The sequence below is a fragment of the Streptomyces sp. NPDC053560 genome (assembly GCF_044544605.1).
Classification (GTDB): domain Bacteria; phylum Actinomycetota; class Actinomycetes; order Streptomycetales; family Streptomycetaceae; genus Streptomyces.
This window is the reverse complement of the sequence record NZ_JBITXI010000016.1, coordinates 103,731-125,165: the sequence shown is the minus strand read 5'-3', so window position 1 is coordinate 125,165 and position 21,435 is coordinate 103,731. Positions and strand designations below refer to the sequence as shown.

The following is a 21,435-nucleotide window of genomic DNA, read 5'->3' as shown; positions in this document are numbered from 1 at the left end:
TGGGTGGGGACCGCGCGGTGTGCCCGTCCGGTCCGGACGGGCACACCGGGCGCCAGGGTTACCGGCGCGAGGGCACGGTTACTTCTTGAGGAACAGCTTCGTCGGGTCGACACCGCTGATGATGTCGTTGTTCACGACGCCGCCGACCTTGGAACCGTGCAGCTGGATCTGCTTGTAGTAGAAGGTCGGGATCGCCGGCAAGTCCTCCTTGAGGATCTTCTCGTTGAGCTTGAACCACTCCTCGGACGCCTTCTCCTGGTCCGACATCTTGGAGATGCGGTCCATCTCCTTGCTGACGGCCGGGTTGTTGTAGTGCGAGTAGTTCGGCGAGCCGTCCTGGATCTGCCGGCCGTCCATGGTGGGCGGCAGCACGGTCGAGGCACTCGGCCAGTCGGCGCCCCACGCGGAGGCGTAGATGTCGAACTTGTTGTCGACCTTGCCGATCACGTCGTAGTAGGTGTCGGAGGGCAGGTCCTTCGGCTGGACGTCGAAGCCGGCCTTCTTGAGGTTGTCGACGATGGAGACCGAGTACTTCTGCGGCTCCGGCGCGTTCATGTAGGCGAAGGTGATCTTCATGCCGGTCTTGCCGGCTTCCTTCAGGAGCTTCTTCGCCTTCTCGATGTCGCCCAGCGGCTTCTTCAGCTTGCCGTAGGGGTCGATGTCCTTGTAGCCGGTGACCGTCGGGCTGATGTAGCTGCCCGCCAGCTCGCCGCCGCCCGGCGTGCCGTACGCGTCCAGGACGGCCTGCGTCGGCATCGCGTAGGCGAGGGCCTCGCGCACCTTCTTGTCCTTGATCCGCTTCATGTTGAAGTTGATGACGCCGACGTAGGGCTGGTAACCCGAGATCGAGCGCTTCTTGACCTTGGGGTCGTTGGTCACGGTCTGCATGCTGGCCGCGTCGACCTGGTTGCTGAAGCTGACCGCGTTCTGGTTGTCGGCGTTGTCCGCGATCAGACGCTGGGTCGAGTCCGGGAAGGACACACCGAACTGGATGTCGAACTTGTCGACGTACTGGTGGCGCGAGTTGTCGGTGTTCGCGTCCCACTCGGTGTTCTTGACCAGCGTCATGCCCTTGCCGGACTTGAAGGACCCCGGCTTGATCTTGTACGGGCCCGAGGACTGCGGGGCCTTGTCGTACTTCTCCTTGGTGTCCTTCTTCTCCTGCACCGCGGCGTAGCCGGCCATCGCCAGGGCGTACGGCAGGTCGGGGTGCGGGGTCTTGAAGTGGAAGACGATGGTCTTGTCGTCCGGCGTCTCGAGGACGCTGTCCGGGAGGTGCTTGCCCTTGTACGGGCCGTCCTTGAGGAGCTTGCGGTAGTCGGTGGAGTCCGCCAGCCACTGCTGGACGAAGTACGGGCCGTCCGTGATGAACGGAGCGAACTGCCGCTCGAAGGTGTGCCGGATGTCCTTGGCCGTGATCGGGGAGCCGTCCTCCCACTTCACGTTGTCCTTGAGCGTGTACTTCCAGGTCTTGCCGCCGTCGGAGGACTGGCCGCTGTCCGTGGCGAGGTCACCGACGATGGTGTACTTGCCCTTGTTGTCCATGTGGTACGACGTCAGCTTGCGGAAGAGCAGCGTGGCGAGCGCGCCCTCGTCGCTGACGTAGATCTGCGCCGGGTCCAGGTGCGAGAAGGTGTCGCGCTGGTAGACCTTGAGGGTGCCGCCCTTCTGCGCGCCCGGCACCTCCTCGGCCTTGCCCTTGGACGCCGCGGCGTCGCCGAACGCGATCTGGGAGCGCTGCGCCTCGGCGCCGGTACGGTCGTTGGCGTTGTCCCCGCCGCCGGCGCCCGCGCCGCTGCTGCACGCGGTGAGGACCAGGGCGCCGGCTGCCAGCGCGACCAGGGTGGCGTGAGTTCTGCGCGTACGGTTGCTGCTCATGACGGTAAATGCACCTGCCTGTCGTTGATCCGATGCTGCTGCCTGACTCATGCGATGCCGGGGTGGCAGCACCCCCCATGGAACGGATCTCATCGAGCCCGCTTCGGGTCGAAAGCGTCCCGGACCGAATCCCCGAGCAGGTTGAAGGCGACGATGAAGAGGACCATCGCCACACCCGGGAAGAACAAGTACGTGATGTCGTTGCGGTAGTAGTCGGCGGCGTTCGCGAACATCCGGCCCCAGTCCGGGGTGGGCTCGACGTAGCCGACGCCCAGGAAGGACAGGCCCGCGATGGACGTCACGAAGTTCGGGAGCATGTACGTCGTCTGGACCAGGATCGGCGTCACGACGTTCGGCAGCAGCTCGCGGCGGATGATGCGGGCCGGTGAGGCGCCGGAGACCTTCGCGGCCTCGATGAACTCCCGTTCCCTCAGCGAGAGCACCTGTCCGCGGAGCAGGCGGGCCAGGCTCATCCAGCCCAGGAACCACATCACCAGGATCAGGATGGTCGCGCGCAGCCAGGTCGGCATGGCGTCCTCGGGGGCCACGAAGATGGCGGCCACGACGGGGACGAAGGCGACGAAGAACAGCTGGTTCGGGAAGGCCATCAGCAGGTCGGTGGCCCGGCCGATGAAGTAGTCGATCTTGCCGCCGAAGTAGCCGGCCGCCACGCCCAGCACGATGGCGGTGAGCACCGAGGCGATGGTGATCGCGACCGCGGTGAAGAGCGTGGTGCGGATGCCGTAGACGAGCTGCATGAACACGTCGCGGCCCAGGGTCGGTTCGATGCCGAACCAGAAGTCGCCCGAGATGCCGCCGTTGGGCTGGGTCGGGTAGCCGTTGGTCAGCAGGCCCGGCGTGAGCATGCCGTACCGCGTGTAGGGGTCCTTGCCGTACAGCGCGGAGATGACCGGGGCCAGCAGGCCGACGGCGAAGAAGAAGATCACGACATAGGCGCTGATCACTCCGGTGCGGTCCCGCTTGAACCTGGCCCACATCAATTGGCCCGGCGAACGGCCGACCAATTCGCCGACCTTGCGGTCCTTTCCCTTGCTCAGCCCGTCGGGTCCAAGTCCTGGGGTGTCGGTCTTGGAAACCGCGGTCTGGGATGGACTAGTCATCGCGAAGTGCCCCCGCGCCGAGTTCTCTTGGAACATGAAGCGGCACAGAGTCGCACCGCTGGTTGAGCGGACTTTCGCAAGTGATTTACGGCGGAGTCAAGAGTCTGCGGACCGACCGTAGCCAGCTTGTTCGCTTCTTGAGCGAAGATTGCGCAGATTGACGCCCGGGCGTGCTTGACAGGTGTGGAAGGTGTACGGCATGGGCGACATATCGTCCCCAACATCCTTAACATGAAGGACACTTGGCCGTCGCAGTACCGATATACGAACGCGCCATCCTGGACAGCGTACGGCCGTGCGGGTGCCGTGGACCGGCCGGGGAGACCGAACGTCTCCCCGGCCGGTCGTTTTTCGTCCGGCCGCGCCGCACGTCCGCGTGCACATATCCACGCGGGACTGCCGGGGATTCCCGGTACTAGGAGAGACCCAGGCTCCGCTTGAGGAATGCGACTTGCAGAAGAAGCAGGTTTTCGGCCACCTGTTCCTGCGGCGTCATATGGGTCACGCCGGACAGCGGCAGTACTTCGTGCGGGCGGCCGGCGGCCAGCAGCGCGGAGGAGAACCGCAGAGAATGCGCCACCACCACGTTGTCGTCCGCCAGCCCGTGCACGATCATCATCGGCCGGTGCTGCTCGGCGGCGCCCGACAGACCCTCGTCGGTGACCAGTGAATTCCGCACGTAGGACGCGGGGTCCTCGGCCGGGTGGCCCAGGTACCGCTCCGTGTAGTGCGTGTCGTACAGCCGCTGGTCGGTGACGGGCGCGCCCACCACCGCCGCGTGGAAGACGTCCGGGCGGCGCAGCGCGGCCAGCCCGGCGAGGAAGCCGCCGAACGACCAGCCCCTGATGGCCACCCGCTCCAGGTCCAGCGGGAACCGTTCCGCCAGCGCGTGCAGCGCGTCGACCTGGTCCGCCAGCACCACGTCGGCGAGCTGCCCCGAAATGGCCTTCTCCCAGGCGGGGGAGCGGCCCGGGGTGCCCCGGCCGTCCGCCACCACCACGGCGAAGCCCTGGTCGGCGAACCACTGCGAGGTGAGGAAGACGTTGTGGGCCGCGAGCACCCGCTGGGCGTGCGGACCGCCGTACGGGTCCATCAGGACCGGCAGCGGCCCGTCCTCCTCCTGGTAACCGGTCGGCAGCAGTACGGCACAGGGGATGTCCCGCTCGCCCGCCGTCACGAACCGCGGCCGGGCGGTGAGCACCGGCGTCTCGGCGTACGAGGGGATCTCGGCGAGCCGGGTCTCCTTGCCGTCTGCGGCCAGCCGCAGCACCTCCACCCGCGCCCCGGGCCGCTCGGCGCTCATGTGCGACACGACCGCGGTCTCGCCCACCCGCACCGCGGAGGAGTACGAGGCGTAGGGGCGCTCCGTCACCCGCTCCCAGCCGCCCTGGTCGCCGCTGCCCCGGTACCAGGCCCGGTAGATCCCGACATCGTGCAGCTCCTCGGCGCTTGCCGAGAACAGGACATCTTCCTGGCCGATATCGAGCACCGCGCGCACGTGCAGCGGCGCGGACGTCAGCGGCCGGTCCCCGACGAAGAGCTTGCGCGCACCGCCCTCGTCGGCGATCCGCACCAGCCGCCGGTCCGGCGTCCAGGCCGGCACGCCCGGGTACGGCTCGACCCACACCGGGTCCTCGTCGGCGTGCACCAGGCGGGTGGCGCCGGTCTCGGTGTCGACGGCCAGATAGCGCTGCGACCGCTGGTCACGGGACTGGACCAGGAGCAGCGGCGGGCCGGCCGCCGACCAGTGCACCCGGGCCAGGTAGGGGTAGCGCTCGCGGTCCCATACGACGTCCGTGCGCTCCCCGCTCAGGTCCAGCAGGGCGAGGCCGACCTCGGCGTTGGGGGTGCCGGCGGCCGGGTAGGCCACCTCGGCGGGTGCCTTGTCCGGGTGCGCCGGATCGGCGATCCACCAGCGGCGTACGGGGGAGTCGTCGACCCGCGCGGCCAGCAGCCGCTCGCTGTCGGGGGACCACCAGAAGCCGCGGTACCGGCTCATCTCCTCGGCCGCGATGAACTCCGCGAGGCCCCAGGTGACGTTCGGCCCGTCCGGTGCCGCCAGCGCGCGGTCGCCGTGCGCCGCGCCGTCGCCGTCCGCCGTGCCGTCACCCGCCACGGGCACGACCCGCAGCGCGCCCTCCGCGACATACGCCACGTACCGGCCGTCCGGGGACGGGCGGGGGTCCACCACCGGCCCCGGCACGGGCAGTTCACGGCAGGTGCCGGCCCGCAGCTCGGAGACGAACAGCCGGCCGGAGAGCGGGAAGGCGGCCAGCTCCACGGCCGCGTCGGTGGCGTACCCGACCACGCCACCCGAGCCCTCCCGGGTCCGCTCGCGGCGCGCCTTCTCCTCCGGGGACAGTTCCTCGTCGGCGCCGCCCAGCAGTTCCGCCGGGTCGGCGGCGGCGTACTCGCGCCCGGCGTCAAGGTCAAGGACCCACAACAGATTCGCCCGATCGGTGCCTGATCGGGAGCGGAGGAAGGCGACGCGCGTACCATCCGGCGAGACGCTGAAGCCGCGCGGTACGCCCAGGCTGAAGCGCTGGGTGCGCGCGTGCTGCCGGGGAAATGAGAGCTGTCCGGTCATGCGGTCGAGCGTAAGGGCCCCGGGGCTCACGGCAGCCGCACTCGTCAAGATCGTGTGCGCCCCCACTCTGCACCCGTGCACCGGCATATGCGCGCGGATCGATAGTTATGATCGCTGAGGCGTGTGGGTATGGAGCCATTGGCCAAAGCGGCCCGGGCCCTGCCCGCCCAATCCCGTTCCGTCCGTGCGTACTTGGAGGTGACCGCCGTGGCACTCTCGATTTCGGCGGTGGTGCTGCTGGCGATCATCGTCTTCCTGCTGGTGAAGAAGTCAGGCTTGAAGGCGGGCCATGCAGTCGTCTGCATACTGCTGGGGTTCTACATCGCCAGCTCGTCGATCGCGCCGACCATCAGAGAGTTCACCACCAACGTCGCGGGGATGATCGGCGGCATCAAGTTCTGACCTCGACTCCACGGGCCCGCGCGGTACGGCCGCCCGCGCCCGTGGCTCCACCACCCGCCCGGCCGTGACGGGCGGACGAAGCGCCCGACCGGGTGGATCACCCGGTCGGGTTCTCCGTGCCCCGAGCAGGACTCGTACGCTGTCCTCATGTCCGAGCTTCCCGCCCGCCGTCTGCTCCTGGTGCACGCGCACCCCGACGACGAGTCGATCAACAACGGCGCCACCATGGCCAGATACGCGGCCGAGGGTGCCCTCGTCACCCTGGTGACCTGCACGCTGGGTGAGGAGGGCGAGGTGATCCCCGCCGATCTCGCCCATCTGGCCGCCGACAAGGACGACGTGCTCGGCCCGTACCGCAGCGGCGAACTGGCCGCGGCCATGGCGGAGCTGGGCGTCACCGACCACCGCCGGCTCGGCGCCCCGGGCCGCTACCGCGACTCCGGGATGATGGGCGCGCCGCAGAACGATCGCCCGGACGCCTTCTGGCAGGCCGACCTGGAAGCGGCCGCCGGTGACCTGGTCGAGGTCGTCCGCGAGGTCCGCCCGCAGGTCCTGGTCACCTACGACCCGGACGGCGGGTACGGCCACCCCGACCACATCCAGGCCCACCGGGTCGCGATGCGCGCGGCCGATCTGTCCGCCGACCCCGCCTTCCGGCCGGAGCTGGGCGCGCCCCACACGATCGAGAAGATCTACTGGAACTGCAACCCGCGCTCTGTGGTCGAGGAGGGCTTCGAGCGGTTGCGCGCCGCCGGAATGTCCTTCCCCGGCGTGGCCGACGTGGACGACGTGCCGGGCGTGGTGGAGGACGCGGAGGTCACGGCCTCGATCCCGGCCACGCCGGAGTACAGCGCGGCCAAGGCCGCAGCGATGCGCGCGCACGTCACCCAGATCTCGGTCGACGGCCCGTTCTTCGCGCTCTCCAACGACCTCGGGCAGCCGCTGATCAGCGGTGAGCACTACCGTCTCGTGCGCGGCACGTCCGGCGCGAAGGACGGCGAGCGGGAGGACGACCTGTTCGCCGGCGTGCGGACGCAGGACGGGCCGGAGACGGCGGCGGAGCGGTCGGAGGCACGGCGATGAGCGGCAACGACGACGCGAGCAAGCGCAGCCGGGCGGCCGGCGGAGGCGCCGGGAAGGCCGCCGAGGCGGCGCCGCGGCCGGAGACCGCGCCCGCCGGCGCGCTGAGGGCCGGGCTGTACGTCCTGCTGTTCGTCCTGGGTGCGCTGACCGCGGTGGCCGGCGCGCTGGTGCAGGGGGCGTGGTTCCCCGGCGGGCTGCTGCTCGCGCTGGCGGGCGCCGCCGCGCTGTTCACCGGCGGCGCGCGGGCGGCCGTCTCGGTCGTCGGGGCGCTGGTCCCGGCCGCCGGCTGGCTGATCACGGTGATCGGCCTCAGTACGACGCGCGCGGAAGGCGACTTCGTCTTCGGCGCGGGCCTCGGCGCGTACGCCTTCCTGCTGGGCGGTATCGCCGTCGCTGTGATCTGCACCACGGCGTCGATGGGCCGCTCTGCGAACCTGGGTGCGGCCCGTCGTGGCATGTGACGGGCCGTCCGAGGCCGTTGTTCCGCGGTGCGTGCGGACGTCCGTACGGGGAGCGTTCTCACACACCCCGATACCCCGCACGCGCCGGACAGTATGGTGGTGCGCGCCGCCGAGCCGCCCAAGCACGTCGATGACGAGCGGCGGAGCCAACCGGGAGATCCTGCTTTGAGTCGTGAATCTGAGAGTTCGTCCTCCGGGCCCCAGGGGCGCGGCGCTGCCGCCTACCCCTCGGGTACCCCGCCGTACGGGCCCCGCCAGGGCGACGCCGACGAGGCGGTAGCAGCGCGGTCGGAGGAGCCCAAGACCGAGACCACGCTGACCACGCGCATCAAGATCAATATTCCGGGATCGCGGCCGATCCCGCCGGTCGTGGTGCGCAAGCCGGTCGGCGAGGACACCGCCGCGAACGGCGCCGACGGGGCGCCGGGCAGCCGTGCCGGTGCCGAGCGCACCGGCAGCACGCCGCGGCCCCGGCCGCAGGCGGCGCCCGCCGCGCCCGCCGAGAGCGCGCCCGAGGAGAAGAAGGAGTCCGCGGGCTCCTCCGCCACGAGCGACTGGTTCGCGCCGCGCAGGCCCAAGCGGTCCGCGGGCGGCCAGGCCGCGCCTCAGGGCGGCACCCCGGCCGGCGGCGTTCCGGCCGGTGGCGGCCAGGGCCAGGGCCCCGGCGTCGGTCAGGGCCCCGGTGCCGGGCAGCGTCCGGGTCCCGGCGGCCGGCCGGCACAGCAGGGTCCGGGCCAGGACTCCGTCCTGCCCTACTTCTCCGACGGACCCGCGGCGCCCGGTGGCGGCGGTCCGGCTGGCCCCGGCGGCGCCACCCCCGGCGCGCCCGGACCCTCGGGTCCGACGACCGGCCCGGCCACCGGTGACCTGTCCTTCCCGCCGGCCGGCCCCGGCGGCGACCGGCAGCGCTCCGGCCTGGAGGCGCTGGCGGCGGGCGAGACGCTGCCGCCGGCCAGCCTCACCGGCGAGCGGCCGGGCGGCGAGCAGACCGGTGGCGCGCCGCACGGCGGTCCGTTCGCCGGTGGTGCGCTGACCGGTGGTGCCACCCCGCCGCCGAGGAGCGACGACACCGCCGAACTGACCCCGCAGCCGCCGGCCGGCGCGGTGGGCCCGGTCGCCGGTACGGACGGCCGCACCTCCAGCGACACCCTCGTCAGCGGCATCCCCACGGTCTCCGCCGACGGCCCGGCGCCGTGGCAGGCCGCCCCGCAGAACGCGGCAGGGCCGGCGGAGTCCGACGCGCCGGACGCGCCCGCCGCGCCGAAGCCCAAGCCGCGCGCGAAGATCCCCGAGCCGATCAACCCGCCCAAGAAGGGCCGGAACAAGCTCGTCCTCCTGCTCGGCGGCGTCGTCGTGCTCGCGGGCGTGGCCTACGGCGCGGGCCTGCTGCTGGACCACTCCGACGTACCGGGCGGCACCACGGCGCTCGGCGTGGACATCGGCGGCACGACCAAGGAACAGGCCACCGAGAAGCTCGACGCGGCGCTGAAGGACACCAGGACCGCGCCGCTGAAGCTGACCGTCGACGGGCAGCCGCAGACCCTGCTTCCCGGCAAGGCGGGCCTGGACATCGACACCCAGGCCACCGTCCGGGGCGCGGCGGGGCGCGACTACAACCCGGTCTCCGTGATCGGCTCGCTGTTCGGCGGTGCCCGTACGGCCGAGCCCTCGATGATCGTCGACGACGAGAAGCTGGACATCGCGCTGAAGTCGGTGGCCGGCGAGCAGGGCGCGGCCAAGGACGGCGGCATAGACTTCGTCGCCGGCAAGGCCGTCCCGCACTACGGCAAGCCGTACAAGTCGATCGACGTCGACGCGGCCAAGCAGAAGGTCACGCAGGCGTACAAGGACCGGCTCGCCGGCGGCGCCGGGCAGCCGGTGGCGCTCAAGACCAGCATGCAGCAGCCGACGGTCCCGGACTCCGAGGTGAACCGGGCGCTGAAGACGTTCGCCAAACCGGCGATGTCCGGACTGATCACGGTACGGACGGACGCGGAGCACACGGTGTCCTTCAGCCCCGAGAAGTCCATCCCGAAGTTCGTCTCGATGCGGCCCGTCGACGGCAAGCTGGTCGAGTACTACGACCGGTCGGCGCTGAAGGCCCTGTACGGCGAGACGTTCGAGGGCGTCATGGTCACCAAGGGCGACGGCTCCAAGAAGCCGGTCAGCGTGGAGGAGGTCGCGGGCGCGGTCGGCCAGGCGCTCCGCGGCACCACCCCGGCGCAGCGGGTCGTCACCATCCCGACGAACCCGAACTGACCCGCGGCGTACGAAGCGATGGGAAGCCCCGGCGGCACCGGCCGCCGGGGCTTCCCATGTCCGTCCGTACGTCTCCCATGACATCTGTCATCCCCTTCCCACGACGCACGGCACTGCCGCCGCGGGGCCCGAGCGGCGACGCTTGATGCCGTGACGACCACGGCAACCACCGCAGCCGACACCGGTCACCGGGCCGGCCGGCGGCCCGTGGTCGGTTTCACGGGGTCAGCAAGAGCTACGGCAAGGTACGCGCCGTCTCCGCCCTCTCCCTGGAGCTGCACTCGGGCGAGACCGTCGCCCTTCTCGGCGCCGAGGCCGCCCGCACCGCCCGCGACAAGGGCGGGCTGTAGCGGGCCGGAGGTACCGCCGCCGTACCGGACCCCGGCCGGCGCGTACGGGACCTTCGCCCCTGCAGGACCGCCGCACCTGTGCGCATGCTGGAAGTGCCATGCCTTTCACGCGACTGCAGGATTCGGGCCGCCGGCGCGCGCTGCTGCTGAGCGCCCTTGTCGTGCTGATCGCGTTGGCCGATGTGGTCACCGGCCCCCAGGTGCGCCTCATCTCCTTCGCCGGGGTCGCGCCGATGTTCGCCGCGCTGCGCTGCTCGGCGCGCTGGACCGGGGTGGTGACGGCCTCCTTCGTCGTGGCCAGCGCCGTCACCTACTCCGTGAACTTCTCCGACTGGACGGTGTCGGGCTCACTGGTGGGGCTCCTCGGCACCCTCGTGGTCGCCGCCTTCGCCCAGCTGCTGTGTCACAACCGGCGGCGGCGCGACGACGCGTTCGACCGCACCCGGCTCGTCGCCGACGAGGTCCAGCGGGCCATGCTGCACGAGCTGCCGCTGCGCGCCGGTGCGTACGCCGTGGCCGGCTTCTACGTCTCGGCGCTGGAAGGCGCCCGGGTCGGCGGCGACATCTACGAAGCGGTCGAGACGCCGTACGGCACCCGCCTGGTGATCGGCGACGTCCAGGGCAAGGGCATGCCCGCGATCGGCGCCGGCCACGAGGCGCTGGCGTCCTTCAGGGAGGCCGCGCACTACGAGGCGACGCTGGAGGGCGTGGCGATGCGCATGGAGGCCTCCCTCAAGCGCCACAACGCGCGCGCCGTCGCGCAGGGCGGCACGGAGCGCTTCGTGACCGCGCTGCTCATCGAGATCGGCCCCGACGGCCACGGCCGCTCGCTGTCCTGCGGCCACATTCCCTACTACGTCGTCCGCGGCGACCGGGTCACCGAGCGGGACGAGGGGCAGTGGCTGCCGCTGGGCCTGGGCGAGCTGACCGGCGAGCGGCGCCGGGCCTTCGATGCGTGGCCGCTGGACGAGGACTGGGCCGTGCTGTGCACGGACGGCGTGACCGAGGCCCGGCGCCGGGACGGCACGTTCTACCCGCTCGGCGCGCGGCTGAAGGGCTGGACCGGGCTGGCGCCGGCCGAGCTGGCCGCGGCCCTCCGCGCCGACCTCACGGAGTTCACCGGCGGCCGGCTGAAGGACGACGCGACCGTACTGATCGTCCGCCGCAGCCCGGACAGCGCCCCGCTGCGGCCCGCCGCCGGGCTGTCCGCCGGCAGTCACGCCGGGGACCGCGCGCCGGCGGCGCCGGACGCCTCCCCGAGCCGGCCCCGTACCGTCAGTTGAGCATCGCGCGGGCCGCAGCGGCCTGCCGGCGGACCGTTTCCGCGGCCTCCGGGTCCACCGCCTCCAGCACCGTCGCGTACTCCTCCAGCTCCGCGGCGCCGCGCAGGAAGTCGCCCCGCTCCACCAGCACCTCGGCGTGCTCGTGCCGCAGCCGCGCCGGGTGGCTGGGCAGCAGCAGCGACAGCTCCACCGCCCACAGCCGTACGTCGCTGCGCTCGGGGCGGGCCGTCGCCCAGGCCCGGATGTTGTTCAGGATGCGCAGCACGGTCTCCAGGGGGTCGGCGGGCGCCAGCATCTGCGGCGTCAGCGGCTCCCCGGTCGCGCCCGCCACCAGCAGCCCGGCGTCCTCGTCGGACAGGATCCGGCCGCCGTCGAACGGGTCCACCAGGACGTGCGCGCCGTACGGGTCGCCGAATCCGACGACGTAGTGCCCGGGCAGCGCCACGCCGTACACCGGGGCGCCGGCCCGCCGCGCGACCTCCGTCCACACCACCGACAGCAGGATCGGCAGCCCGCGGCGGCGCCGCAGCACCTCGTGGAGCAGCGAGGACTCCAGCCGCCGGTAGTCGGCGGGGAGGCCGTGGAAGCCGCAACGGGCGCCGAGCAGCCCGGAGACGCTGCGGGCCCAGGCGTGCGCGTCGTCGGTGCCGCCGTGGGCGCGCGCCGGGCGGAACGGCAGCAGGCCGGCCAGCCGGTCCAGCTCGATCTGCGCGGCGTCGATGCCGTGTTCGGTCAGCTCCGGGTCGGCCTCGGCGGCCAGCAGCAGGCACAGCAGCGTGAGGTCGGGCCGCTCCTCGCGGGCGGCCTCGGAGAACTGCCGCCGCCGGGCGGCGCGGCCGGAATCGTGCTCGGGATGCATGTCTGGTCCGTACCCGTTCAGCGGGGGCCGTCCTGCGGGGCGCGTCGGTAGTGGTAGTGGTGGTGATCGGTGAAGCCGAGGCCGTCGTAGAGCGCGCGGGCGGCGTCGTTGTCCGTCTCGACCTGCAGGTACGCCGCCGAGGCGCCCTCCTCCAGCGCCCGCTGGGCGAGCGCGGCCATCACCAGCGTCGCCAGGCCCTGCCGGCGGTGCGCCGGAGCCACCTCCAGCGCCGCGAACCCCGCCCAGCGGCCGTCGATCACCACCCGCCCGATGGCGGCGGGCCCGCCCTCGCCCGGCACGGTCGCGAACCACACGGACGGCCCACCGGCCAGGACCTTCACCGCCTCGGGCGGCGCCTCGGCGCTCCGGTGGTACAGCGCCGTCCAGCCGTCGTCCGGCTCCCGGGACAGCCGCACCCGGCCGGTGTCCGCGTCGGTGTCGGCGAGCGGGGCCAGGGCTCCGACCCGTACGACGGCGTGCCCCTCGGCCGTCCAGCCGCGCCGCTCCAGCTCGGCGGCCAGCACCTCGTCGCTGCCGGCCGCGCCGGTGGAGACGACGACGTACGGGGGCAGACCGCGCGCTGCGTACCAGTCACGGACGCGGTCCAGCGCGGCGTCCAGGGGAGCCCCGGGATCGCCGACCGGCAGCGCCGAATTGGCCCGCCGGCTGAATCCTGCGCTTGCCCGCAGTGTCCACTCCCCGAGCCGCTCCGTCTCGACGGCCGGCCAGCCGCGCGCGGCCACCTCCGTGAGCTCCCGGACGCTCGTCGCCGGGCCTCTCCTGCGGGCCGGTGCCATCCGGAGGGGGCGCGAAGCTCCATCAGGGGCGGTGGTCGGGCGACGGGTGGGCACGACCTTGCCCGCGACCAGCGAGCTTGCCATGATCCGTACCTCTTCACCGGTCCGCCGTGTGATGCTCAGCACACCATCGTCCCACGATGTGAGAACACCGACCGTGTCAGTGAATCGCTCCGTGGACTCACCCGGCCTGGTCAGCCTGCGGACCGATACCCTTTTCCCCACGTCAGCAGGGGTGATGGCGACCTCCAGTCGTCCGCCCGTGGTGAATTCCACAGCTGTGCCCGCCCCTCTTGTTCGTCTCGTGCCCGGGACCGGAGATACTAGGTGCGGGCATCGACGACGCCGCGCTCCCGCGCGCCCTGAGGCGGCCGCCCGAACGAGACGGTCCGCCGGCCCTAACGAGGAGGAACGACAGCGTGACCTACGTCATCGCGCAGCCTTGTGTCGACGTCAAGGACAAGGCGTGCATCGAGGAGTGCCCGGTCGACTGCATCTACGAGGGCTCCCGGTCCTTGTACATCCACCCGGACGAATGCGTCGACTGTGGTGCCTGTGAGCCGGTCTGCCCGGTCGAGGCCATCTTCTACGAAGATGACACCCCTGAGGAGTGGAAGGACTACTACAAGGCGAACGTCGAGTTCTTCGACGAGCTCGGTTCGCCCGGTGGTGCGTCGAAGCTGGGCCTGATCGAGAAGGACCACCCCTTCATCGCCGCCCTGCCGCCGCAGAACCAGTAACGGCAGGCCGCAGCCTCCGGTCCCGTACGGCCGTCACCGCCGTACGGGACCGCGGCGTTTCCCGACACGCACGAAAGAAGAGCAACGTGGGCGCAGTATCCGCACGCCTCCCCGTCTTTCCCTGGGACCGGCTGGAGCCCTACAAGGCGACGGCCGCCGCGCATGCCGACGGCATCGTGGACCTGTCCGTGGGGACCCCGGTCGACCCGGTGCCGGCGCTGATCCAGAAGGCGCTCGCCGACGCGTCGGACAGCCCGGGCTATCCGACCGTGTGGGGCACGCCCGCGCTGCGCGACGCGCTCACCGGCTGGGCGGGCCACCGCCTCGGCGCCACGGACCTCGCGCACGAGAACGTGCTGCCGGTCGTCGGCTCCAAGGAACTGGTCGCCTGGCTGCCGACCCAGCTCGGCCTCGGCGCGGGCGACAAGGTGGCCCACCCGCGCCTGGCGTACCCGACCTACGAGGTCGGCGCGCGGCTCGCGGGCGCCGAACCGGTCGTCTACGACACCCCGTGGGAGCTGGACCCGGCAGGCCTGAAGCTGCTGTGGCTCAACTCGCCGTCCAACCCCACCGGCCGCGTGCTGAGCGCCGAGGACCTGCGCCGTACGGTCGCCTGGGCCCGTGAGCACGGCATCCTCGTGTTCAGCGACGAGTGCTACCTGGAGCTGGGCTGGGAGGCCGACCCGGTCTCCGTCCTGCACCCGGAGGTCAACGGCGGTTCGTACGACGGGATCGTCGCCGTCCACTCGCTCTCCAAGCGCTCCAACCTGGCCGGCTACCGCGCGGCCTTCATCGCGGGCGACGCCGCGGTGCTCGGCGAGCTGCTCCAGATCCGCAAGCACGGCGGCATGATGATCCCCGCGCCCGTCCAGGCCGCCACCGTCGCGGCGCTGGGCGACGACGCGCACGTGGCCGAGCAGCGGGAGCGCTACGCCCGCCGGCGCACGGCCCTGCGCACCGCCTTCGAGGCGGCGGGCTTCCGCATCGAGCACAGCGAGGCGTCGCTGTACCTCTGGGCGACCCGCGACGAGCCCTGCTGGGACACCGTCGGCGATCTCTCCAAGCGCGGCATCCTCGTCGCGCCGGGCGACTTCTACGGCACGGCGGGGGAGCGGTTCGTACGGATCGCCTTCACGGCCACCGACGAGCGGGTGGACGCGGCGGTCCGCCGGCTCGCCGACTGAGCGCCGGACACGGCCGAAGGGCCCCGGGAGCCGATGCTCCCGGGGCCCTTCGTGTGTCCGGTGGTGGCGTCAGCCGCCCAGAGCGCCGAGCACGCCGGCGACCGGCAGGCCGTCCGTCGGCAGGCCCTTGGTCACGGGCAGACCCGCGAGCAGCTGGCCGGCGGGGAGCTCCTTGGCCAGCGGCAGGTCCTTGGTGAGTCCCTCGGTGGGCAGCGCACGGGTGGTGTCGCCGACGGCGTCCTTGGTGTCACCCGTGACGTGACCGGTGGTCTTCTTGGCGGTGGGGGCGAGCTTCTGCAGCGTCTCGTTGCCGGTGCGGCCGGCCTCCGGGACGGCCTCCTTCACGGCCTCACCGGCGACCGGGCCGGCCACCGCGCTGGTGTTCTCCAGGGCGTTGCCGGCGGTCTCGGTGACGCTCGACGGGTCCACCTTGGTCAGTCCACCCAGGTCGGCGGCCTTGGGCAGGTCAATGGCGCTCGCGGAGCCGGCGGCACCGACCACGGGAGCCGCGCCCGCTGCGACCAGCAGCGCGGCCCGGGCGATCCGACGCGTAAGGGGGAGGGACATGGTGCTCCTTTGACGGAGAGGGACTTGTTTCTTCTGTGCAGACGTACGGTGCCCGCCGGGCGGCGGCAGTCGACTGCCGGGCGGACGCAGTGAATACCGCGCCAGAGCCCCGAAGGTTGCGGTGCGCCCCGGTAAAGAATTGGTAACGCGTCGCATTATCTGCTTCGGATGAAAGTGGGTGAAATTCGTACGTCCGGAGGAAGTGAAAGAACGTCACGCCCCATATGCGCCAAGGAAGTTAAGGAGGTGCGGCAGGGGTGAGGAAAGCGCCGTGAATTGTCGACGTGGATTGACGCCATTCCCACTGCCGAGGGAATGCCCGGACTAACGCGCGGTCGTGATCCGAACATCCGTCGGGCGCGTGCGGCCGGAATCGCCGGTCACCTTCTGCCAGCCATTCCCGGAATCCTCGGCGGTCCACCGGCGATCGCCGTAAGAGATGCGTTCGATGCGCAACTCCGACGCGTGTGCCACCGCCCAGGTCGCCAGCTGCCAGCCCCGCTGGTCCGCCGCCATGCCCGCGACGGCCGTCACCGGCACCGTGAGCGTCCGCGCGGCCGTACGCGTGGCCGCCGTGGTCCGCGGCAGCACCCCGGGCCCGAACTCCCGCACCAGCTTCTCGCGCACCTGCGCGGTGCCGCCCGGCGCGTTCTCCGCCGGCCGGCTCTCCACACAGCTGAGCGCAGCCGGCGCCCGCCCGGTCAGCGCGCCGGTCAGCACCGCCGCGTTCGTCTCGTGCTTGGCGTACGCCTGCGGATAGGCGCTGCGCTGCACCTTCTGGGCCGCGACGGTCAACGGCAGCCGGGAGTACCCGGGAACCTGCACCAGGTGCTTGTAGAACTCCCCGGACGCGTAGACCGGGTCCATGATCTCCTCGGCCGTGCCCCAGTCCTGGGAGGGCCGCTGCTGGAAGAGGCCCACCGAGTCCCGGTCGCCGTAATCGATGTTGCGCAGCCCGGACTCCTGCATGGCGGTCGCCAGCGCGATGGTCACCGCCCGCTCGGGCAGCTCGCGCGAGGCACCCACCGCGGAGATCGTCGCGGCGTTCGCCGCCTGCTCCGGGGAGAGCTCGTACGGCTCGCCGCCGCCCTCGGGCTGCACCGTGCAGCGCGGGGCCCCGGGGCCACCGGTCACGTACTGCACGACGAGGTAGCCCGCGAGTCCGAGCAGCACGACGAGGGCCGCGAACACGCGTATGAGGCGCTTGCGGCGGACGGAGGCACGCTGGGGACGGCGAAGCACGCGCCATACGGTACTGGAGTGCGGTGACGCGCCCCGCCGGACCTCGGTGAACGGACAGCGTCGGGCAGGAGAGGGGCATCCGGCGACCGGTAGGGTCGGGACCATGGAACGCCCCGCGCAGACTCCCGCACTCGACCTGTCGCTCGACGCCGCACAGCTGACCGCGGCGCTGGTGGACATCCCGTCCGTCAGCCGGGACGAGAAAGTCCTCGCGGACGCCGTCGAGACGGCCCTGCGCGCGCTCCCGCACCTGACCGTGGACCGCGACGGCGACACCATCGTGGCGCGCACCGACTTCGGGCACGCCGAGCGGGTCGTCCTCGCCGGCCACCTCGACACCGTGCCCATCGCGGACAACGTGCCCTCCCGGCTCGACGAGAACGGCGTCCTGTGGGGCTGCGGCACCTCCGACATGAAGTCCGGCGTCGCCGTGCAGCTGCGCATCGCCGCCACCGTGCCCGAGCCCAACCGCGACCTCACCTTCGTCTTCTACGAGGCCGAGGAGATCGCCGCCGAGTACAACGGCCTGAAGCGGATCGCGGAGGAGCACCCCGACTGGCTGGCCGGCGACTTCGCCGTTCTCCTGGAGCCGTCCGGCAATCAGGTCGAGGGCGGCTGCCAGGGCACCCTGCGCGTCCTGCTGCGCACCACGGGTGAGCGGGCGCACTCCGCACGCAGCTGGATGGGGTCCAACGCCATCCACACCGCGGCCCCGATCCTGGAGCGGCTGGCCGCGTACGAGCCGCGCCGCGTCGTCATCGACGGGCTGGAGTACCGCGAGGGCCTGAACGCCGTACGCATCGAGGGCGGCGTCGCGGGCAACGTGATCCCCGACGAGTGCACGGTCACCGTGAACTTCCGGTACGCGCCCGACCGCAGCGGCGAGGAGGCGCTCGCCCACGTGCGCGAGGTCTTCGCCGGCTGCGAGATCGACGCGTGGACGATCGACGACCACTCCACCGCGGCGCTGCCCGGCCTCTCGCACCCCGCTGCCAAGGCGTTCATCGAGGCGGTCGGCGGCACGCCGATGCCCAAGTTCGGCTGGACCGACGTCTCGCGCTTCTCCGCGCTCGGCGTCCCGGCGGTCAACTACGGTCCGGGGAACGCACTGTTGGCCCACAAGCGGGACGAGAACGTCGTCGCCGCCGACGTCGTCCGCTGCGAGGAGCGGTTGCGGGCCTGGCTGGACGCCTGAAACGACGCCCTGCGGGCAGCGGAAATGTGGTGACCGGGGTTCCGGTGATCTCGGGTGGTCTGCGCGGGTAGAGGTTCACCGGAGCGCTGCGCGGCGGCCGGGGCCGCCGTCAGACCGAATTCCGTTGCTCGTCACCTTTGTGCACATACGCTTTACCGGCAACGATCTGTCTCCCGCCCCGGCGGGGGACCCTGCGGAGGGAGCACACCATGGCCGATCCTGAGGCAGCCGAGCGCGAGACCATGGCAGCCGAGCGCGATCAGCAGCGACTCGGCCCGGTACTGCGCCGCCGCGACCAGGTGCGAGCAGGCACCACCGACCAGCGACTGCTGGACTCCGAGGGCCCCTCCGAGTGGGTGCACACCGACCCCTGGCGCGTGATGCGCATCCAGTCGGAGTTCGTCGAGGGCTTCGGCGCGCTGGCCGAGCTGGGTCCGGCGATCAGTGTCTTCGGCTCGGCCCGTACGCCCCGCGACTCGTCCGAGTACCAGGCGGGCGTCGGCCTGGGCCGGGCGCTCGTGGAAGCGGGCTTCTCGGTCATCACCGGCGGCGGGCCCGGCGCCATGGAGGCGGCGAACAAGGGCGCCCACGAAGCGGGCGGCACGTCCGTCGGGCTCGGCATCGAGCTGCCTTTCGAACAGGGCATGAACGAGTACGTCAACCTCGGCGTGGACTTCCGGTACTTCTTCGTCCGCAAGACGTGTTTTGTGAAGTACGCCCGCGGCTTCGTGGTGCTGCCCGGCGGCCTCGGCACGCTCGACGAGCTCTTCGAGGCGCTCACCCTCGTGCAGACCCGCAAGGTCACCCGCTTCCCCATCGTGCTCTTCGGCACGGAGTACTGGGGCGGCCTGGTGGACTGGCTGCGCCACACCCTCATCGCCCAGGGCAAGGCCTCGACCCGCGACCTGGACCTCTTCCACCTCAGCGACGACGTGGACGAGGCGGTCGCGCTGGTCACGAAGGAAGTGGGCCCCGGGCCCTCCCGGTGAGGCACCTCGCGGCCCCCGGAGGAACGGGGGCCGCCCGGCCCGGCTCAGGCCAGGCCGCGGCGGGTCGCCGCCGGGGGCCGGTGCCCGGCGATCGAGGCGACCATGTCCAGCACCTGCCGGGTCTCGGCGACCTCGTGGACGCGGTAGACCCGGGCGCCCAGCCACGCCGAGACCGCGGTCGTGGCGAGAGTGCCCAGCACCCGCTCCTTGACCGGCTTGTCCAGCGTCTCGCCCACGAAGTCCTTGTTGGACAGCGACACCAGCACCGGCCACCCGGTGGCCGTCATCTCGCCGAGCCGGCGGGTGGCCTCCAGGCTGTGCCGGGTGTTCTTCCCGAAGTCGTGCCCCGGGTCGATCATGATCCCGTCCCGCCGTACGCCCAGCTCCACGGCGCGCTCCGCGAGCCCGAGCGTGACGTCCAGGATGTCGGCCATCACGCCCTCGTACGTGGTCCGGTGCGGCCGGGTGCGCGGCTCGACGCCGCCCGCGTGCGTGCACACCAGACCCGCGCCGTACTGGGCCGCGACCTCGGCGAGCTTCGGGTCCACGCCGCCCCAGGCGTCGTTGAGCACGTCGGCACCGGCCTCGCAGACCGCCTCGCCGACCTCGTGCCGCCAGGTGTCCACGCTGATCACCACGTCCGGGTGGCGCCTGCGGACCTCGGCCACGAAGCCGACCGTGCGCCGCGCCTCCTCCTCGGCGGTGACCTCCTCGCCCGGGCCGGCCTTGACCCCGCCGATGTCGATGATCGCCGCGCCCTCCGCGACCGCCTGCTCCACGCGGGCGAGCGCCGGCTCGTCCCGGAAGGTGGCGCCCTGGTCGTAGAAGGAGTCCGGCGTCCGGTTCACGATCGCCATGATCACCGGCTCGTGCGCGCCGAACTCGCGATTCCCCAGCCGCAGCATTACCTACTCCCTCTTCGTGGTTCCGGGCCGGGGGGGGGGGGGGGGGGGGGGGGGGGGGGGCGGCGGCGGGCCCCGCCCCCCCCCCCCCCCCCCCCCCCCCCCCCCCCCCAAAAAACCCCCCCCCCCCCCCCCCCCCCCCCCCCCCCCCCCCCCCCCCCCCCCCCCCCCCGCCGCCCCCCCAACCCCCCCCCCCCCCCCCACACCCCCCCCCCCCGGGGGGGGGGGGGGGGGGGGCCGGGGGGGCCCCCCCCCCCCCCCCCCGGCGGGGGGGGCCCCCCCCCCCCACGACAGGACCAAGCGACCTTAACTGTCAGCGGCACATGGCACGATCAATGGACGACGGAGAGCGTGGGGAGATGGTCGTGTTCTGGTTCTTGCTCATCGCGTTGGTCGCGGTGGTCGCCGTGGTCACGCTCGCCGTGGTCGGCGGCGGTGACGGCGGCGCGCTGCGGGAGGCGGAGCCCGAGCGGCTGTACGATCCGCTGCCCGCCGACCGCCCGTGCACCCGGGCGGACGTGGAGGAGGTACGGCTGCCGCCGGCGCTCCGCGGCTACCGCATGAACGACGTGGACGACGTCCTGGACCGCCTCGGCGCCGAGCTGGCCGAGCGGGACGCCCGGATCGCCGAGCTGGAGGCCGCCCTGGCGGGGGCGAACGCCGCGGCCATGGGCGGCGGCCGGGGAATGGTGACGGACGCGCGCCCCGGGACCCCGGACGCGCACCCCGCGGCGCCGGGCCCGGCGCCGGACGAGACCCCCGGCCTGCGGAAGGCCGCGGGCCCGAACGAGACCCCCGAGGACGGTGAGACCGCATGAGCGGCGTCGAGACCGCGCAGGACGGCCTGCCGCGCTGCCCCTGGGGCATGACGGCCGAGTCGATGGCGGACTACCGCGCGTACCACGACACCGAGTGGGGCCGCCCCGTGCACGGGGACGACGCCCTCTTCGAGCGGATGTCCCTGGAGGCGTTCCAGTCGGGGCTGTCGTGGATCACCATCCTGCGCCGCCGCGAGGGGTTCCGCGCCGCCTTCGCGAATTTCAGAATCGCCGAGGTCGCGCGGTTCACCGACGAGGACGCGGCCCGGCTCCTGGCCGACCCCGGCATCATCCGCAACCGCCTGAAGATCTCCGCCACGCTTGCCAACGCCCGGCTCGCGGCGCAGCTCGCGCCGGGCGAGCTGGATGCCCTGATCTGGTCCTACGCCCCGGACCGCGCGGACCGCCCGGCGCCCCGCAGCGGCGCCGACGTCCCGGCGGTCACCCCGGAGTCGACCGCGCTCGCCAAGGACCTCAAGAAGCGCGGTTTCCGGTTCGTCGGCCCGACGACGGCGTACGCCATGATGCAGGCCTGCGGGCTGGTCAACGACCACCTCGCCGGCTGCCACGCCCGTGCGGCCACGGAGGCGGCAGCGGCGGCGTGAGCCCCCGTGGGGGGGGCGCCCCGGGCCCCCCCCCCCCCCCCCCCCCCCCCCCCCCCCCCCCCGCCGCGCGCAGGAAAAACGTGCTCTGAGCTGGGGTTTTCCGTAGAAAAATG

19 protein-coding genes are annotated in these 21,435 nt (G+C 72.3%); 11 read left to right on the top strand and 8 right to left on the bottom strand.

What is annotated here, in order from left to right:
- Nucleotides 1–78 precede the first annotated feature (78 nt).
- The 3 genes from ACIGQF_RS32825 to ACIGQF_RS32815 all read right to left on the bottom strand — a co-directional run bounded on the left by ACIGQF_RS32825 (nucleotide 79) and on the right by ACIGQF_RS32815 (nucleotide 5,586).
- Entirely contained in the window at nucleotides 79–1,878 is a 1,800-nt protein-coding gene (locus ACIGQF_RS32825) for an ABC transporter substrate-binding protein (RefSeq protein WP_399717935.1), read from the bottom strand.
- 89 nt (nucleotides 1,879–1,967) lie between these two features.
- Nucleotides 1,968–2,999 (bottom strand): ABC transporter permease, encoded by a 1,032-nt coding sequence (locus ACIGQF_RS32820; RefSeq protein WP_399717932.1) that lies wholly within the window; start codon nucleotides 2,997–2,999, stop codon nucleotides 1,968–1,970.
- A gap of 415 nt (nucleotides 3,000–3,414) precedes the next feature.
- Nucleotides 3,415–5,586, bottom strand: coding sequence for a prolyl oligopeptidase family serine peptidase (locus tag ACIGQF_RS32815; RefSeq protein ID WP_399717930.1), 2,172 nt, complete (start codon nucleotides 5,584–5,586; stop codon nucleotides 3,415–3,417).
- Nucleotides 5,587–5,793: 207 nt separating this feature from the next.
- On the opposite strand from ACIGQF_RS32815, the gene ACIGQF_RS32810 reads away from it, so the two are divergent.
- The 5 genes from ACIGQF_RS32810 (at nucleotide 5,794) to ACIGQF_RS32790 (ending at nucleotide 11,424) form a co-directional block, all read left to right on the top strand.
- Nucleotides 5,794–5,988, top strand: coding sequence for a hypothetical protein (locus ACIGQF_RS32810; RefSeq protein WP_052867828.1), 195 nt, complete (start codon nucleotides 5,794–5,796; stop codon nucleotides 5,986–5,988).
- 147 nt (nucleotides 5,989–6,135) lie between these two features.
- Nucleotides 6,136–7,071 (top strand): N-acetyl-1-D-myo-inositol-2-amino-2-deoxy-alpha-D-glucopyranoside deacetylase, encoded by a 936-nt coding sequence (mshB, locus tag ACIGQF_RS32805; RefSeq protein ID WP_399717927.1) that lies wholly within the window; start codon nucleotides 6,136–6,138, stop codon nucleotides 7,069–7,071.
- On the top strand, nucleotides 7,068–7,532 hold the full coding sequence (locus ACIGQF_RS32800) for a DUF6113 family protein (RefSeq protein WP_399717924.1): 465 nt from the start codon (nucleotides 7,068–7,070) through the stop codon (nucleotides 7,530–7,532). The genes mshB and ACIGQF_RS32800 overlap by 4 nt, the downstream gene beginning before the upstream one ends.
- A gap of 165 nt (nucleotides 7,533–7,697) precedes the next feature.
- Entirely contained in the window at nucleotides 7,698–9,791 is a 2,094-nt protein-coding gene (locus tag ACIGQF_RS32795; RefSeq protein ID WP_399717921.1) for a hypothetical protein, read from the top strand.
- Between the two features lie 448 nt (nucleotides 9,792–10,239).
- Nucleotides 10,240–11,424 (top strand): PP2C family protein-serine/threonine phosphatase, encoded by a 1,185-nt coding sequence (locus ACIGQF_RS32790; RefSeq protein WP_399717919.1) that lies wholly within the window; start codon nucleotides 10,240–10,242, stop codon nucleotides 11,422–11,424.
- On the opposite strand, the gene ACIGQF_RS32785 is transcribed toward ACIGQF_RS32790, so the two are convergent.
- Together ACIGQF_RS32785 and ACIGQF_RS32780 are read right to left on the bottom strand one after the other, a co-directional pair.
- On the bottom strand, nucleotides 11,417–12,283 hold the full coding sequence (locus tag ACIGQF_RS32785; protein ID WP_399717917.1) for a transglutaminase-like domain-containing protein: 867 nt from the start codon (nucleotides 12,281–12,283) through the stop codon (nucleotides 11,417–11,419). The two genes, ACIGQF_RS32790 and ACIGQF_RS32785, sit on opposite strands and share 8 nt — an antisense overlap.
- 17 nt (nucleotides 12,284–12,300) lie before the next feature.
- A complete protein-coding gene (locus ACIGQF_RS32780) occupies nucleotides 12,301–13,356 on the bottom strand; it encodes a GNAT family N-acetyltransferase (protein ID WP_399717915.1) in 1,056 nt (351 codons plus the stop codon).
- Nucleotides 13,357–13,499: 143 nt separating this feature from the next.
- Between ACIGQF_RS32780 and fdxA the strand changes: the two genes are divergently transcribed.
- Complete coding sequence (gene fdxA, locus ACIGQF_RS32775) at nucleotides 13,500–13,820, top strand: ferredoxin (protein ID WP_030264070.1); 321 nt, start codon at nucleotides 13,500–13,502, stop codon at nucleotides 13,818–13,820.
- A gap of 86 nt (nucleotides 13,821–13,906) precedes the next feature.
- Nucleotides 13,907–15,004: a succinyldiaminopimelate transaminase gene (gene dapC, locus ACIGQF_RS32770; protein WP_399717911.1), complete on the top strand. Its 1,098-nt coding sequence runs from the start codon at nucleotides 13,907–13,909 to the stop codon at nucleotides 15,002–15,004.
- 69 nt (nucleotides 15,005–15,073) lie between these two features.
- Here dapC and ACIGQF_RS32765 read toward each other — a convergent pair whose 3' ends face one another.
- Together ACIGQF_RS32765 and ACIGQF_RS32760 are read right to left on the bottom strand one after the other, a co-directional pair.
- On the bottom strand, nucleotides 15,074–15,571 hold the full coding sequence (locus tag ACIGQF_RS32765) for an ATP-binding protein (protein WP_399717909.1): 498 nt from the start codon (nucleotides 15,569–15,571) through the stop codon (nucleotides 15,074–15,076).
- 324 nt (nucleotides 15,572–15,895) lie between these two features.
- On the bottom strand, nucleotides 15,896–16,813 hold the full coding sequence (locus ACIGQF_RS32760) for a heavy metal transporter (protein WP_399717906.1): 918 nt from the start codon (nucleotides 16,811–16,813) through the stop codon (nucleotides 15,896–15,898).
- Nucleotides 16,814–16,916: 103 nt separating this feature from the next.
- Here ACIGQF_RS32760 and dapE point away from each other — a divergent pair, with 103 nt between their 5' ends.
- Both dapE and ACIGQF_RS32750 read left to right on the top strand, forming a co-directional pair.
- Nucleotides 16,917–18,008 (top strand): succinyl-diaminopimelate desuccinylase, encoded by a 1,092-nt coding sequence (gene dapE / locus ACIGQF_RS32755; RefSeq protein ID WP_399717903.1) that lies wholly within the window; start codon nucleotides 16,917–16,919, stop codon nucleotides 18,006–18,008.
- A 209-nt stretch (nucleotides 18,009–18,217) separates the two neighbouring features.
- Nucleotides 18,218–18,997 carry a TIGR00730 family Rossman fold protein gene (locus ACIGQF_RS32750; RefSeq protein ID WP_399717899.1) on the top strand — a complete coding sequence of 260 codons (780 nt, stop codon included), beginning with the start codon at nucleotides 18,218–18,220 and terminating at the stop codon, nucleotides 18,995–18,997.
- 44 nt (nucleotides 18,998–19,041) lie between these two features.
- On the opposite strand, the gene folP is transcribed toward ACIGQF_RS32750, so the two are convergent.
- Nucleotides 19,042–19,902 (bottom strand): dihydropteroate synthase, encoded by an 861-nt coding sequence (folP, locus tag ACIGQF_RS32745; RefSeq protein WP_399717897.1) that lies wholly within the window; start codon nucleotides 19,900–19,902, stop codon nucleotides 19,042–19,044.
- Between the two features lie 362 nt (nucleotides 19,903–20,264).
- Between folP and ACIGQF_RS32740 the strand changes: the two genes are divergently transcribed.
- Nucleotides 20,265–20,717, top strand: a complete 453-nt coding sequence (locus tag ACIGQF_RS32740; protein ID WP_399717894.1) for a DivIVA domain-containing protein — start codon at nucleotides 20,265–20,267, stop codon at nucleotides 20,715–20,717.
- On the top strand, nucleotides 20,714–21,322 hold the full coding sequence (locus tag ACIGQF_RS32735; protein ID WP_399717891.1) for a DNA-3-methyladenine glycosylase I: 609 nt from the start codon (nucleotides 20,714–20,716) through the stop codon (nucleotides 21,320–21,322). Before ACIGQF_RS32740 ends, ACIGQF_RS32735 begins: the two co-directional genes overlap by 4 nt.
- Nucleotides 21,323–21,435 lie beyond the last annotated feature (113 nt).